At 66.2% G+C, this 13950-nt stretch carries 11 protein-coding genes and 1 pseudogene; 6 read left to right on the top strand and 6 right to left on the bottom strand.

Translation table 11 applies throughout. The annotated features are described in order from the left end of the window. The first annotated feature begins 12 nt into the window (after positions 1-12). Positions 13-1083 carry a ribosome small subunit-dependent GTPase A gene (gene rsgA, locus E4T66_RS12945; RefSeq protein WP_136849477.1) on the top strand — a complete coding sequence of 357 codons (1071 nt, stop codon included), beginning with the start codon at positions 13-15 and terminating at the stop codon, positions 1081-1083. Positions 1084-1194: 111 nt separating this feature from the next. On the opposite strand, the gene E4T66_RS12940 is transcribed toward rsgA, so the two are convergent. After that, the gene (locus E4T66_RS12940; RefSeq protein ID WP_136849476.1) at positions 1195-2235 is read right to left on the bottom strand and encodes a 1-aminocyclopropane-1-carboxylate deaminase/D-cysteine desulfhydrase; all 1041 of its coding nucleotides are present in this window, start codon (positions 2233-2235) and stop codon (positions 1195-1197) included. A gap of 163 nt (positions 2236-2398) precedes the next feature. On the opposite strand from E4T66_RS12940, the gene hutU reads away from it, so the two are divergent. The 5 genes and pseudogenes from hutU (at position 2399) to hutG (ending at position 9075) form a co-directional block, all read left to right on the top strand. Next, entirely contained in the window at positions 2399-4132 is a 1734-nt protein-coding gene (hutU, locus tag E4T66_RS12935; RefSeq protein WP_136849475.1) for a urocanate hydratase, read from the top strand. Next, positions 4132-5676, top strand: coding sequence for a histidine ammonia-lyase (hutH, locus tag E4T66_RS12930; RefSeq protein WP_136849474.1), 1545 nt, complete (start codon positions 4132-4134; stop codon positions 5674-5676). The genes hutU and hutH overlap by 1 nt, the downstream gene beginning before the upstream one ends. Next, positions 5673-7049, top strand: coding sequence for a formimidoylglutamate deiminase (locus tag E4T66_RS12925; RefSeq protein WP_136849718.1), 1377 nt, complete (start codon positions 5673-5675; stop codon positions 7047-7049). The genes hutH and E4T66_RS12925 overlap by 4 nt, the downstream gene beginning before the upstream one ends. Positions 7050-7053: 4 nt before the next feature. After that, positions 7054-8265: pseudogene (gene hutI, locus E4T66_RS21870) on the top strand (imidazolonepropionase); the annotation flags it as partial. 3 nt (positions 8266-8268) lie between these two features. Continuing rightward, entirely contained in the window at positions 8269-9075 is an 807-nt protein-coding gene (gene hutG / locus E4T66_RS21865) for an N-formylglutamate deformylase (RefSeq protein ID WP_169577635.1), read from the top strand. A gap of 65 nt (positions 9076-9140) precedes the next feature. Here the strand turns inward: hutG and E4T66_RS12915 are convergent, their stop codons facing one another. From E4T66_RS12915 to E4T66_RS12895, 5 genes are all read right to left on the bottom strand, one after another. Then, a complete protein-coding gene (locus E4T66_RS12915) occupies positions 9141-10373 on the bottom strand; it encodes a hypothetical protein (protein WP_136849472.1) in 1233 nt (410 codons plus the stop codon). A gap of 172 nt (positions 10374-10545) precedes the next feature. Next, entirely contained in the window at positions 10546-11037 is a 492-nt protein-coding gene (locus tag E4T66_RS12910; protein ID WP_169577614.1) for a hydrogenase maturation protease, read from the bottom strand. Then, positions 11034-12329, bottom strand: a complete 1296-nt coding sequence (locus tag E4T66_RS12905; protein ID WP_136849470.1) for a Ni/Fe hydrogenase subunit alpha — start codon at positions 12327-12329, stop codon at positions 11034-11036. The genes E4T66_RS12910 and E4T66_RS12905 overlap by 4 nt, the downstream gene beginning before the upstream one ends. Next, positions 12326-13117 (bottom strand): NADH-quinone oxidoreductase subunit B family protein, encoded by a 792-nt coding sequence (locus tag E4T66_RS12900; RefSeq protein WP_136849469.1) that lies wholly within the window; start codon positions 13115-13117, stop codon positions 12326-12328. Before E4T66_RS12900 ends, E4T66_RS12905 begins: the two co-directional genes overlap by 4 nt. A 1-nt stretch (position 13118) precedes the next feature. Beyond that, positions 13119-13949, bottom strand: coding sequence for an FAD/NAD(P)-binding protein (locus E4T66_RS12895; RefSeq protein ID WP_136849468.1), 831 nt, complete (start codon positions 13947-13949; stop codon positions 13119-13121). Position 13950: the final 1 nt, after the last annotated feature.

The raw sequence follows: 13950 nt of genomic DNA, 5'->3' as shown, positions 1-13950 counted from the left end.
AAGCCGCGACACATGAAAACTTCACACGCTGAATTGAACGCACTGGGCTGGAACGACTGGTTCGAGCAGCGGGTGGAGTGTGGGCCGGAGGATGCGATTGCTCGTGTGGCCGCCGTTGATCGCGATCAGGTCTTGCTGGTCGATCAGGTGGGGCAATTCCGGGCCAAGCTGGCGGGCAGTTACCGCTACCACAATCGCCTGCCCCACGAGCGGCCGTGTGTGGGTGACTGGGTCTGTGTGGAGCGAAAGCCGGGCGACGACTTCGGCGTCATTCACGCGGTCGTCGAGCGCAGAACGTCACTGCGCAGAAAGTCGGCGGGCAATGACGTCGAGTACCAGATGATTGGTGCGAACCTGGACTACGTGGTCATTGTTCAATCCTGCCATTTCGACTTCAACGTGAAGCGCCTGGAACGTTATCTGGTGATGGTGAAGGAAGGCGGCGCAGAGCCGTTCATCCTGCTGACCAAGACCGACCTGGTGGATGCGGCAACGCTGGAAGCGCAGTTGGCGGAAATACGCGCTGCCGGGATCACGGCGCCGGTGGTGACCTTGAGCAACGTGACGCGGGAAGGTCTGGACGACTTCATGCGACTGCTGGTGCCTGGCAAGACCTACTGCTTTGTCGGTTCGTCCGGCGTCGGAAAGACCACGATGATCAACCGGCTGCTGGGCCGGGAAAGTCTGGCTACGGGAGCCGTCAGCGAAACCGGTGAAGGACGGCACACGACCGTCCGGCGAGAGCTCGTCCGTCTCGACGGCGGGGCACTGGTGATCGATAACCCGGGGATGCGTGAATTCGGCATGCTCGGTGTTGAAACCGGACTGGAGAAAGGCTACGCAGACATCACGGCTCTCGCGTCTGGCTGCCGGTACAGTGATTGCAGCCATGTCAGTGAACCTGGCTGTGCCGTGCTTGCGGCCGTGCAATCCGGGGAGATGAGCCAGGAGCACCTGGATAACCTGCTCAAACTCAAGGCCGAGTCTGCGTTCAACGACATGTCCTATGTCGCGAAAAGAAAGAAAGATCGCAATTTTGGTCGAATGATCAAGTCGGTCAAGAAGGACTTGAAGGATCACTAGGGGTTGCGGCGACGGCGACGCATCACGATGGCTCACCGATGCGGCAGACCACTTGGGTGACCGAACTCAGACGCTGATGTCGCCGCGCCGTACTGACGCAAACGCGCGGCCTTATGGCTTCGACAGGAACGCGCGCAGCTTCGAGGGGGCGAGCGGCGCAACGCCCGGCGGACGTCCATGGGCATTGAAGGTATGCCAGTACAGTGCGGGGCCGGTGGCGATGCCGGATTCGAGGTCCGCGTACAGGCCCGCCAGAGCCTTGCCGGAGTAGGCGCTGTCGGCGCGTGCGCCGCTGTCACTTTCGAAGCGCTCGATCGCGCGTCGCGTGGCCGTCGTGGGGACCGCGTAGTGTTCGCCAAAGAATTCGGTGCGGATTTCAATCGGGACGACCGCCGAAGGGGCGGCGAGGGCGTCGTAGCGTGAAAGCAGCGCCCGTGTGCGTTCGATCAGTCGATCGAGCTTGGATGGATCGGCAAAAGTGCGGTCGACAACCTGCACTGCGACGATGCGTGAGCGCAGACCCGCCATGGCCAGCCCGATCGCAAGGCCGGCAACGGTGCCCATGCTGCTGAAGGCCACGTAGATGCGCTCAGGCAGCGGCAACAATCCGGCTTCGATCTGGGCTTTGAGTTCGAACGCGGCGTTGACGAAACCGAGGCTGCCGAGTGCGGTCGACCCGCCGGGCGGAATCCAGATGGGCCAGCGGCGCTGCCGCAACAGCAATCGCGTGCTGCGTGCGAGCGCGGCCATGACGACGCCGCGTTCGCTGCTGGCAACCTGGAGTTGGGCGCCGCTATGCAGCGAGGTCGCGATATTGTCGGCGACATACGATGCGTCGGCCTGCGGCAGCAGGAAGCCGTGCGTGGTCATGCCAAGCTTGCGGCCGTGCCAGGCCGTGGCGGCGACAAAGTTGGAGCCGCTGTACCCGAAGCTGACCAGATCAGTCGCGCCGGCGGCGCGTGCCGCAGCCAGCAGCAGATCCAGTTTGCGGATCTTGTTGCCGCCATAGTCGGCTGCGGTCAGGTCGTCCCGTTTGACCCAGACGTCACCGGAATCCCCCAGCGGGACGACCGGCGTTGCGCGCTGCAGCAATCCCGCGCGCGGCAATCGCTGCAATTTCGGAAACGCCTGGAACAGGGGGTAGCTACTCATGACAGCGGCGATCAGCTCGGTTTGAATGCGGGTGTGGAACGGAGTTTACGCGCGATCCTGTTGGTCGCTGCCGGATGCTGGACGGTCCGGCACTGGACGGCAACGGGTGCCGATGCAGGTGAGTGCTTGACTCCAGCATGACCGTAGCACTGAGGAGATCGCAATGCACGATCCGCAGCAGTCGAACAACCGGAGGAGGGACATGCGACGCGTGATTCGCGCGCCGCATGGGGTGGGGCTGCAAGCGCGTTCATGGCTGACCGAAGCGCCGCTGCGCATGCTGATGAACAATCTCGATCCGGACGTGGCCGAGAACCCGGCAGAACTGGTGGTCTACGGCGGCATCGGCCGCGCCGCGCGCGACTGGTCCTGCTATGACGCCATCGTGGCAACGCTCAAGAGCTTGGGCGATGACGAAACCCTGTTGATCCAGTCCGGCAAGCCGGTCGGGGTGTTCCGCACCCACGCCGATGCGCCGCGGGTGTTGATCGCCAATTCCAATCTGGTGCCGCACTGGGCGACCTGGGAGCACTTCAACGAACTCGATCGCAAAGGGCTGATGATGTACGGCCAGATGACGGCGGGATCGTGGATCTATATCGGCAGTCAGGGCATCGTGCAGGGCACCTACGAAACCTTTGCCGAGGCTGGACGTCAGCACTACGGCGGTGACCTGACGGGTCAGTGGATATTGACCGGCGGACTCGGCGGCATGGGCGGTGCACAACCGCTGGCGGCGACGATGGCCGGGGCCTCGATGCTTGCGGTCGAGTGCGATCCGTCACGCATCGACATGCGGTTGCGTACGCGTTACCTCGACCAGCGCGCGGACTCTCTGGAGCAGGCACTGACATTGCTGGACGCCGCTCGTGTCAGCGGGAAGCCGGTGTCGGTCGGACTGCTCGGCAATGCGGCTGAAGTGTTTCCGGAATTGCTGCGCCGGGCGCAGTCGGGCGATGCGCGCGCGCGGCCGGCCATGGTGACTGACCAGACCAGTGCGCACGATCCGCTGAATGGCTATCTGCCCGCCGGCTGGACGCTGGCGCAGGCGGCGCAGCGACGCATTGACGATCCGGCGGGGGTGGTTGCTGCGGCCAAGCATTCGATGGCGCTGCAGGTGCGTGCGATGCTCGGGTTCCAGGCGCTGGGCGTGCCGACCTTCGACTACGGCAACAACATCCGGCAGATGGCACAGGATGTCGGCGTCGACGATGCCTTCGCGTTTCCGGGTTTCGTGCCGGCCTACATCCGTCCGCTGTTCTGCCGCGGCATCGGCCCGTTTCGCTGGGCGGCGCTGTCGGGCGACCCGGAAGATATCTATCGCACCGATGCGGCCGTCAAACGCCTGTTGCCCGATCACGCGGCGTTGCATCGCTGGCTCGACATGGCGCGTGAGCGCATCGCGTTTCAGGGCCTGCCGGCGCGGATCTGCTGGCTGGGCCTGGGCGAGCGCGCGCGCATCGGCCTGGAGTTCAACGCGATGGTTGCGCGTGGCGAACTGAAGGCGCCGATCGTGATCGGCCGGGATCACCTGGACTCCGGCTCGGTCGCCAGCCCGAACCGCGAAACCGAGGCGATGCGGGACGGTTCCGACGCGGTGTCGGACTGGCCGCTGCTGAACGCGCTGCTGAACTGCGCGTCGGGCGCGACCTGGGTCTCGATCCATCACGGCGGCGGCGTCGGCATGGGGTATTCGCAGCACGCCGGGGTGGTGATCGTCTGCGATGGCAGCGACGCCGCCGCGCGGCGGATCGAACGGGTGCTGCATAACGATCCGGCGACGGGTGTGATGCGGCACGCCGATGCGGGCTATGACATCGCCATCGACTGCGCCCGCCAGCACGGCTTGCAGCTGCCGATGCTCGAGATGGTGCACGAACAAGGGGAGGGCAGCTGATGGCGGAATGGCATTTGCGTCCGGGGCAGCTGAGCCTGTCCGAACTGCGCCATCTGCTCGGTGGGCGTGTGCGGCTGTGCATCGACGCGGCGGCGTGGCCGGCAGTCGAAGCCTCCGCAGCGATCGTCGCGCGCGCGGCGGCGGCGGACACCCCGGCCTACGGCATCAATACCGGCTTCGGCAAGCTGGCGAAGACGCACATCGCGCGTACGGATTTGCAGCAACTGCAACTGAATCTGGTGCGCTCGCACTCGGTGGGCACTGGCGTGCTGCTGGACGACGCAACCGTGCGCCTGATCCTGGCGCTGAAGGCGGCAAGTCTGGCGCGCGGCGTCTCCGGTGTGCGGCCGATCGTGATTGAGTCGCTGCTGGCGCTGTACAACACCGGCGTGCTGCCCTGCGTGCCGTCGCAGGGTTCGGTGGGGGCGTCCGGTGATCTCGCGCCGCTGGCGCATCTGACCCTGGCCCTGATTGGCGAGGGTGAGGTGCGTGTCGACGGTGTTGTCATGCCGGCGGCGGAGGGGCTGGCGCGTGCCGGATTGCAGCCGTTGCAGCTTGCGGCCAAGGAAGGTCTGGCACTGCTCAACGGCACCCAGGTGTCGACCGCACTGGCGATCCGTGCGTTGATCGAAGCCGAGGATGTGTTTGCCGCCGCGGTGGTCTGCGGCGCGATGAGTGTCGACGCCGCGCGCGGATCCGATGCGCCATTCGACGCGCGCATACATGCGGTCCGCGGACAACCGGGCCAGATCGACGTCTCCGAGGCGTATCGACGCCTGCTGGAAGGCAGCGAGATTCGCCGCTCGCATCTGCTTAACGATGATCGCGTGCAGGATCCGTACAGTCTGCGCTGTCAGCCGCAGGTGATGGGTGCGTGTCTGGACCTGATCCGCAATGCCGCGCGGACCCTGTTGATCGAAGCCAATGCGGTGACCGACAACCCCCTGGCGTTTGCCGGCGCCGACGTCGACGAAGTGCTGTCCGGTGGCAACTTCCACGCTGAACCCGTGGCGTTCGCGGCGGACACACTGGCGCTGGCCATCGCCGAGATCGGCGCGCTGTCGGAGCGGCGCATCGCGCTGCTGATCGACTCGGCGCTGTCCGGTTTGCCGCCGTTCCTGACCCAGGACGCCGGCCTGCACTCCGGCTTTATGATGGCGCATGTCACCGCTGCGGCGCTGGCCTCCGAAAACAAGTCGATGGCGCATCCGGCCAGCGTCGACAGTCTGCCGACGTCGGCCAATCAGGAGGATCACGTCAGCATGGCGACCTTCGCCGCGCGACGCCTGTTGCCGATGTGCGCCAACACGCGGCGCATCGTGGCGATCGAGTTGCTTACCGCCGCCCAGGGTATCGATTTTCACGCGCCGCTGACCACCGCAGAAGCGCTGCATGCGGTCTATCTGAATCTGCGTGAGCGCGTGAGCTTTCTGCGCGAGGACCGCGTGCTCGCGGTGGACATCGCCGCCGCCGAGCAGTTGTTGGCGAGCGAGGCACTGACACCGATGGTGGCGGAATTACTGCCGTCATGGCGGCCGGAATGAACGCGTCGACACCGCAGCGTTATTTCGCTGCCGATGCCTGGCTGCCGGACGGCTGGGCGCGCAATGTGGTGTTCAATGTCGACGCGGCCGGCATGATCGAAGACGTCGCGTTGGGAGGCGACGCGCTCGGCGCGGAGATCCTGCGCGGGCCGGTGATTCCCGCCATGCCGAATCTGCACTCGCATGCATTCCAGCGTGCGATGGCCGGGCTGACACAGCGCGCGGGCAGCCACGCGGACAGCTTCTGGAGCTGGCGCGAGTGCATGTATCGTTTCGTCGAGCGGCTGACGCCGGATGACATCGAGGTGATCGCCACGCAGCTGTATATCGAGCTGCTACAGCAGGGTTACACCAGTGTCGGCGAGTTTCACTATCTGCATCACGATGCGCGCGGCCGCCGCTATCGCGATCCGGCCGAGACCTCGCGACGCATCATCGGCGCAGCGCAGTGCGCCGGGATAGAGCTGAGCCTGCTGCCGGTGCTGTATCGCCATGCCGGTTTCGGCGGCGAGGCGCCGTCGGAGGCGCAGCGCCGTTTCGTCTGCACACTGGAGGACTATGCGCGCATCGTCGAAGCACTCGGCGGTGAGCGGGCTTACGTACTCGGGTTCGCGCCGCATTCCTTGCGTGCGGTGACGCCGGAGTCGCTGGAGCAACTGCTGGCGCTGCGCGCCGCGGTTGCGCCGCAGGCTCCGCTGCATCTGCACATCGCCGAACAGCAGCGTGAGGTCGAGGATTGTCTGGCCTGGTCCGGCTTGCGTCCGGTCGAATGGCTGCTGCAGAACGTCAGCGTCGACGGCAGTTGGTGTCTGGTGCACGCGACGCACATGCGCGACATCGAAGCGGTGTCGCTGGCGACGCGCGGCGCCGTGGTCGGCCTGTGCCCGAGCACTGAGGCGGATCTCGGTGACGGCATCTTCAACGCCGAAGCCTTTGTGATGGCGGGCGGGCGCATCGGCATCGGCAGTGACAGTCAGGTGGGTGTGTCGCCGTGGGCGGAGCTGCGCGGCTTCGAGTATTCGCAGCGGCTGCAGCGTCGACGCCGCAATGTCTTCGTGCAGCAGGCCGACGTTTCAGTGGGAGCCGAGCTGTATCGCTGCGCCCAGCTTGGCGGTGCGCAGGCACTCGGGCAACCGGTGATGGGGCTGGCGCCGGGGCAGCGCGCGGACTGGGTCGTGCTCAACATGGATGATCCGGCGCTGGTCGAGCAAGCGCCGCAGACGCTGCTCGATGCCGCGGTGTTCGGACCGGCGCAGCGGCCGGTGCGCGATGTCATGGTCGGCGGTCACTGGCGTGTGCGGGATGGGGTGCATCCCGGTGCGGAGGCTGCCCTGCCGGCCTACCGCAAAACGCTGCGGCGGCTGCTGGCGTAAGGCGATGCGCGTCGATGCCGTGTTTCGCGACTTCCGTCTGGCGACGCTGGATCCGGCGATTCCGGGCGATGCCTATGGCGGTATCGAGGACGGCGCGCTGGCGGTGGCGGAGGGACGCATTGCCTGGATTGGAACGGCTGCGACGCTGCCGTCCGGCTGGGACGAGCTGCCGCAGCATTTCGGTGACGGGCGCTGGCTGACGCCGGGGCTGATCGACTGTCATACGCATCTGGTCTGGGCCGGTGATCGCGCACGCGAGTTCGAGCGGCGCCTGCAGGGCGCGAGCTATGCCGAGATCGCACAGGCCGGCGGCGGAATCCGGGCCACGGTCCGGGCGACGCATGCGGCCAGCGCGGACGAATTGTTCGAGCAGGGTGCGCGGCGCCTGCAAGCACTGATGGCCGAGGGCGTGACGACGATCGAGATCAAATCAGGGTACGGGCTCGACCTCGAAAGCGAGATCAAGCTGCTGCGGGTGGCGCGGCGTCTGGGCGAGCGCTTTCCCGTTCGGGTGACGACAACGCTGCTCGCCGCGCATGCGGTGCCGCCGGATTTCGAAGGCCGCGTGGATGACTACATCGACTTCGTGTGCGCGATGCTGCTGCCCGCCGTGCACCAGCGGGGACTGGCCGATGCGGTTGATGCGTTCTGCGAGTCGATCGCCTTCACATCGGTGCAGTGCGGTCGCGTCTTCGAAGCCGCCATTGCACTGGGCCTGCCGGTGAAGCTGCATGCCGACCAGCTCAGCGACGGCGGTGGCGCCGCGCTGGCTGCCGCCTGCGGCGCCTTGTCGGCGGATCATCTGGAATACGCCGCGACCGCCGGCATCAAGGCGATGGCGGCGGCCGGGACCGTGGCGGTGTTGTTGCCGGGCGCGTACTACACCTTGCGTGAAAGCCAGGCGCCGCCGGTGGCGCAACTGCGCGCTGCCGGCGTGCCGATGGCGCTGGCGACCGACTGCAATCCGGGCACATCGCCATGCACTTCGCTGCTGCTGACGATGAACATGGGCTGCACGCTGTTCGGGCTGACGCCGGCCGAGGCGCTGGCCGGTGTGACGCGCAATGCCGCGCGGGCGTTGGGGCTGGCCGAGGATCGCGGTCAGCTGCGGGTTGGTCAGCGTGCCGACTTTGCGATCTGGGACATCGAACATCCGTCGGAACTGGCGTATCGCATTGGCTTCAATCCCTGCAGCGCCCGCGTGATCGGGGGTCAATGGATGAACTGCGGCATGAGCATCGAGCTGGATCACTGGATCGAAGGCAGTACTCCGCTGCTGATCAACGTGCCGCATGCCGGCACACATATTCCGCCGGCAATCGCCGAGGCGATGAACGCCGATGCGCTACGCGTGCCGGACACGGACTGGCATGTCGACACCCTGTACGACTTCGCGGCGTCGCTGGGCGCCAGCCTGATGGTGGCGACGCATTCGCGTTACGTGGTCGACCTGAACCGGGATCCGCAAGGTACGGCGCTGTATCCGGGCGCCGACAACAGCGAGCTGGTGCCATTGAGGCGTTTTGATTGCGAGCCGATTTACCGTGAAGGGAAGGCGCCCGATGCGGACGAGGTGGCGCGGCGTCGTGAGGTGTACTGGCAGCCTTACCACGCGCGTTTGCGCCAGCGGATCGATGACCTGCGTGCGCGTCACGGCCATGTGGTCCTGCTCGACGCGCATTCGATCCGCTCACAGGTGCCGCGTTTCTTTGATGGCAAGCTGCCGGATCTGAATCTGGGCAGCGACAGTGGCCTCAGCTGTGCCGCGCGTCTGGCGGGGCGCGCGATGGACGTGCTGTCGGATACCACCCTGTTCAGTGCGATCCGCGATGGACGCTTCAAGGGCGGCTACATCACGCGGCATTACGCCGATCCTGCGGGCGGCGTGCACTGTCTGCAGCTGGAGATTGCCCAGGCGGCGTACATGAATGAGGATCCGCCATGGGCGTGGTCGGCACAGCGCGCGTCACGCCTGCAGCTGTTGCTGATCCGCCTGATCGAGACCCTGGTGCAGTGGCGTCCGTGAATCGGTGCCGCCAATGAAAAGGGCCGCCCGATGGGCGGCCCTCGATCACTTCTGACTTGCTGCGATCAGGCGACGCCGCACAGGATCGACAGGATCGGGACGTTCATCAGCAGGCATTCGCCGGTGCCGCCGCCCGAACCGCCGCCCACCGCGCCTCCCAGCAGGCCGTCGAGCACGCCGGTGATCAGGTTGGTCACCGCCGCGAGCGGAGTGCCTGCCAGCGGACCGCTGGTATCCGGGTTGGCGCCCATGCCGCCGATGGCGTCGAAGATCGGGCCGAGGATCGCCGGCAGGACCTGGTTCTCGATCGGGTCGAGGACCGGTGCCAGCGCACCGTCAAGCAACTGGGTGAACACCGGATCCAGTGCGGACGAAACCGTGGCGCCGACCAGTGCCGACAGCTGCGCGATGTTGGCCAGCAGCGGGGTGCTGATCGCGCCCGGCTGACCGGCCTGTTCTTCCAGCGTTTCCAGCGGGACGACCTGCGTCAGCAGATTGCCCAGCGTGTTGTTCAGCAGGTTCTGCAGGGCGAGGTTGGTCGCGGCGCTGTCATAGCCGAGGACGGCATTGAGCAGGGCACTGGTGTCGTTGAGCGCGTCCGATACCGTGGTCAGCGCGCCGCCGACCACCGGGGCGTCGTAGGCGGTGCTGGGAATCTGTGCCAATGCCAGCTGTAGTGCGACATTGAGCTGATTGACCAGCGAGGCAATCGTGCTCAGCTGCAGATCCTGATCGACCGGGCCGCTGCCACCCACCATGGCGACGATGCGGGCGAGCACCGGTCCGAGCTGCGTGCTCAGCGGTGCCAGCGGGGTACCGTCGAGCTGCGACAGCACGCCAGCGATCTGCTCGGCACTGACGACGTTGGACAGGCAGGCGCTGCCGGTACCGGCAAGACCCTGAATCATCTGAACCAGATCGGTCACGACCGAGCGCAGGCTGTCCACCAGCGCCTGCGGATCGGGGTTCGGCGCGCCGGCGCCGGCGGCCTGCAGCGACACCAGCACGGTGTCGGCAATATCAATGACATCCTGCGCGACGATGGCGTCCGCGCAATTCACGACATTTTCCAGCGGGGTATCGCCCAGTGCACTGGCCAGCGGTCCGAAGACGTTGGCGCTCAGCTGGGTCTGCAGCGGGTCCAGCGGGCCACTCTTGCTGACTGCGACAGTGCCGGACGCAGCGGTGGGCGTCGGGGGCGTGGTGTCCGTCGGGGACGACGAACCGCCGCCGCCGCCGCAACCGGCCAGAAAGACCAGTCCAGCGAGACTGGCAGTGAGGACGAGTGACTTGCGCATGACCGATGTGCTCCTGATGTAAGCGGTGGACTTGATTCGGGAGCGAGCTTATTCACACGCCGTGTAGGAAATTACCTACTCGGAATAGGCGGCATTGCTGACGGGAATCAAAGGTCGAAAATCCCGACGTCAAGCGCGTTGGTCGGCCCGGAAACGCAGCTGATCGGTACGTTCAGCCGTTGGTCGGCGGCATCCGCGCAAGCGCGGGCCATTCCTGCGTCGTGATCAGCAGCGCGACCTGGGTCGCCGCAGCGGCGACCGCGGGGGTCACCGGAGCCCCGGAATCGAAGCAGTGTCCTTCGATGGCATAGACGATCAGATGCGGCGGCGCGCGTCCGAGCACGCGGGCCAGTTCGATCGTGTCGGCCAGTCCGAGAGCATGGCTGGAGGTCGGCAATGGCGGCTGTGGCAGCGGTTCGATGGCTGGATCGATGCGGTGGATGCGACCGGGCCGCGCTTCGGTGGCCGCCGCGTCGATACAGATCACGGCGTTGAAGCTGGCCCAGTCGTCGAGCAGTGCCAGAGGATCGCCACTGCGCGTGATCAACTGCACGCCCGGTGGATGCCAGCCGCCGAGTTCCTGGATCACCAGCGCGCCGACGCCGTCGTCACCGCGGTCGGGATTGCCAAGGCCGATGATCAGCAGGCGTCCGCTCAGGCTCACGGCCGATGGATCGTCAGGTTCAGGAAGTGCGTTGCACAGGAAATGCACGGATCGTAGTTGCGGATGCTCTGCTCGCAGCGATGCCGGATGACCTCGTCCGGAGCGTCGATGATCGCGTCGGCCACCGCAGCGAGATCGGCTTCGATGCTCGGCTGATTCTGCGACGTCGGCGGTACGATGCGCGCCTCGACCACGCTGCCATCTTGGTCGAACTGATAGCGATGCCAGCAGATCCCCCGCGGGGCCTCGGTGCAGCCGTAGCCGACACCGGCGCGCGGCGCGACGTCGACGGCGGCGTGTTCCGGTTCAACATAGGCGTCAATGATGCGCAGCGCCTCGGTGCAGGCGTACACCAGCTCGACCGCGCGCACGACGATGCTCTGGAACGGATTGCGGCAGACCGGACCGAGGCCGGCGTCGCGCGCCAGCGATTGCAGCTCGGGGGACAGGCGATCGAAGTTCAGCGCATAGCGCGCCAGCGGTCCGACCAGGTAGGCGCCACGCCGGCGCAGCCGGGCCTGGAGCGCCGTCGAGTGCGCGACGTGGCGTTCCTCGAATTCCCGGTCGAAGTCGGCGATGTCGATATCGATGTCGCCGCTGGAGACCAGGCGGCCTTCGTTGAAGGGGTATTCGTCGGGGTGGCGCAGCGCGACGAACTCGTAGTCGCGCTGATAGTCCGGAAACTCGAAGCCGCTGACCCAGCGCAGCAGCTCGATCGCCTGTTCCTGTGCGCGTTTCAGCTCCTCGGCCAACGGCAGCAGCTCGCTGCGGCGCGGAACCCGATGGAAACCTCCGACCTTGACGCTGACCGGATGGATCTCGCGGCCGCCGAGAACCTGAATCAGGTGGTTGCCGGCTTTTTTCAGCGCGATCGCGCCACGCACGCGATCTCCATGTGCGCGCGCCATCTGCACGACATCGTCAAAACCGAGAAAGTCGGGTGCATGCAGCATCGTCACATGCAGCGCGTGGCTTTCAATCCATTCGCCGCAGTACAGCAGCCGGCGCAGTTCGCGCAGCGGGCCGGCGACGTGAATGCCGAAAGCATGCTCGATCGCATGCACGGCGCTCATCTGATAGGCCACCGGGCAGATGCCGCAGATGCGCGCGACGATATCCGGAATCTCGGCGTGACTGCGGCCGCGCAGCAGCGCCTCGAACAGTCGTGGGGGTTCGAAGATGCGCAGCTGGGCGGAGCTGACGCGGCCGTCCCGGATGTGCAGGTCCAGCGCCCCTTCGCCCTCGACGCGCGCCAGATAGTCGACGCGGATGTTGCGGGTTTCAGTGCTCATGGAGATTCGCCACCGGCGGCAGGTTCGTGCTTGCGGCTTTGCGCAGCGAAGGCTTCGGCGCCGGCATTGAATGAGCGGAATGCGTGAAGCAGCTCGCGCTCACTGGCGCCCTGCGATTTCAGCAGCGCCGCGAGTGCTGCGGTGTTGGGAGTCTCCATCGGGCCGTAGCAGCCATAGCAGCCACGACGGTAGGCCGGGCAGATGGCGCCGCAGCCGGCGTGAGTGACCGGCCCGAGGCACGGCGTACCCTGTACCGCGACGCAGACGGTGCCGCGCTGCTTGCACTCGATGCAGACGCTGTGTGCCGCGATCGCCGGTTTGCGTCCGGCCAGATACGCGGTGATGACCTCGAGCAGCTGAAGCTTGTTGATCGGGCAGCCGCGCAGTTCGAAGTCGACGGCAACGTGCGCAGAGATTGGCGTCGATGTTGCCAGGGTCTGGATGTACTGCGGCGAGGCATAGACGGCGGCGACGAAGTCGTTGATGTCGGCGAAATTGCGCAGCGCCTGGATGCCGCCGGCGGTGGCGCAGGCGCCGATCGTGACCAGGAATTTCGACTGCCGCCGCACCTCGCGAATGCGCTCGGCGTCATGTGCGGTCGTGATCGACCCTTCGACCAGCGACAGGTCGTACGGACCTGCGCTGATCGCGCTCGAGGCTTCCGGAAAGTTGGCAATCTCGATGGCGTCGGCCAAGCTGAGCAGCTCGTCCTCGCAGTCCAGCAACGACAGCTGACAGCCGTCGCAGGAGGCGAATTTCCACACGGCGAGTCTCGGGCGCGGCGTCATGTCACAGTTCCCGGACATTGAGGCGATCAGCGATCGTGTCATAGCGCATGACCGGTCCGTCCTTGCAGATGAACGAGGGGCCGAACTGGCAGTGGCCGCACAGGCCGATCGCGCATTTCATGTTGCGCTCCATCGACAGATAGATGCGGTCGTCGGCAACGCCTTCATCGTGCAAGCTGCGTGCACAGAAGCGCATCATCACGTCGGGTCCGCAGACCATCGCAATGCTTTCATGCGGATCGAAGCGGGCGCCGGCAATCAGCGTGGTCACGACGCCGACATGGCCACGCCATTGCGTGTCGGCATGGTCGACGCTGACATCGATGTCGACATCGCGCGCCAGACGCCAGCGTTCCAGCGCCTCCGGAAACAGCAGGTCCTGGGGCCGGCGTGCGCCGACGCGCAGTACCACGCGCCCATAGCGCTCACGCTGTTGAAGTACGGCTTCGATGGCTGGCCGCAGCGGCGCCAGGCCGAGTCCGCCGGCGACAAAAACCACATCAGCCCCTTCCGCAGCGGTGACCGGCCAGGCGCTGCCAAATGGACCACGCAGTCCGATGCTGTCTCCGACCTGCAGTGCGGCAATCGCCCGGCTGACGGCGCCGACGGCGCGCACGGTGTGCTCGAAGCCGTTGTCATCGGCTCCGCTGATGCTTATTGCGGATTCCCCGACGCCGAAGGCGTACAGCATGTTGAACTGCCCTGGCTGCCATGACGGCAGCTCGCCGTCCTGTGGCGTCAGCCGCAGCGAGACGGTGTCGTCCAGCAGCCGCTGCGCGTGGGTCACGCGGTAGCGCTGCGGCAGCATCGGGTCGGCAACGGCGACGGTCATT

It is taken from the genome of Sinimarinibacterium arenosum (genome assembly GCF_005047655.1).
In the GTDB taxonomy this organism is placed as follows: Bacteria; Pseudomonadota; Gammaproteobacteria; order Nevskiales; family Nevskiaceae; genus Solimonas.
The sequence above is the reverse complement of the archived record's forward strand: the minus strand, read 5'-3'. Positions and strand labels throughout refer to the sequence as shown.

Excerpts from the sequence above, each read along its gene's own strand:
- rsgA (WP_136849477.1), top strand. The coding sequence starts at position 13 with ATGAAAACTTCACACGCTGAATTGAACGCACTGGGCTGGAACGACTGG.
- E4T66_RS12940 (WP_136849476.1), bottom strand. The coding sequence starts at position 2,235 with ATGAGTAGCTACCCCCTGTTCCAGGCGTTTCCGAAATTGCAGCGATTG.
- hutU (WP_136849475.1), top strand. The coding sequence starts at position 2,399 with ATGCACGATCCGCAGCAGTCGAACAACCGGAGGAGGGACATGCGACGC.
- hutH (WP_136849474.1), top strand. The coding sequence starts at position 4,132 with ATGGCGGAATGGCATTTGCGTCCGGGGCAGCTGAGCCTGTCCGAACTG.
- E4T66_RS12925 (WP_136849718.1), top strand. The coding sequence starts at position 5,673 with ATGAACGCGTCGACACCGCAGCGTTATTTCGCTGCCGATGCCTGGCTG.
- hutG (WP_169577635.1), top strand. The coding sequence starts at position 8,269 with ATGAACTGCGGCATGAGCATCGAGCTGGATCACTGGATCGAAGGCAGT.
- E4T66_RS12915 (WP_136849472.1), bottom strand. The coding sequence starts at position 10,373 with ATGCGCAAGTCACTCGTCCTCACTGCCAGTCTCGCTGGACTGGTCTTT.
- E4T66_RS12905 (WP_136849470.1), bottom strand. The coding sequence starts at position 12,329 with ATGAGCACTGAAACCCGCAACATCCGCGTCGACTATCTGGCGCGCGTC.
- E4T66_RS12900 (WP_136849469.1), bottom strand. The coding sequence starts at position 13,117 with ATGACGCCGCGCCCGAGACTCGCCGTGTGGAAATTCGCCTCCTGCGAC.
- E4T66_RS12895 (WP_136849468.1), bottom strand. The coding sequence starts at position 13,949 with ATGACCGTCGCCGTTGCCGACCCGATGCTGCCGCAGCGCTACCGCGTG.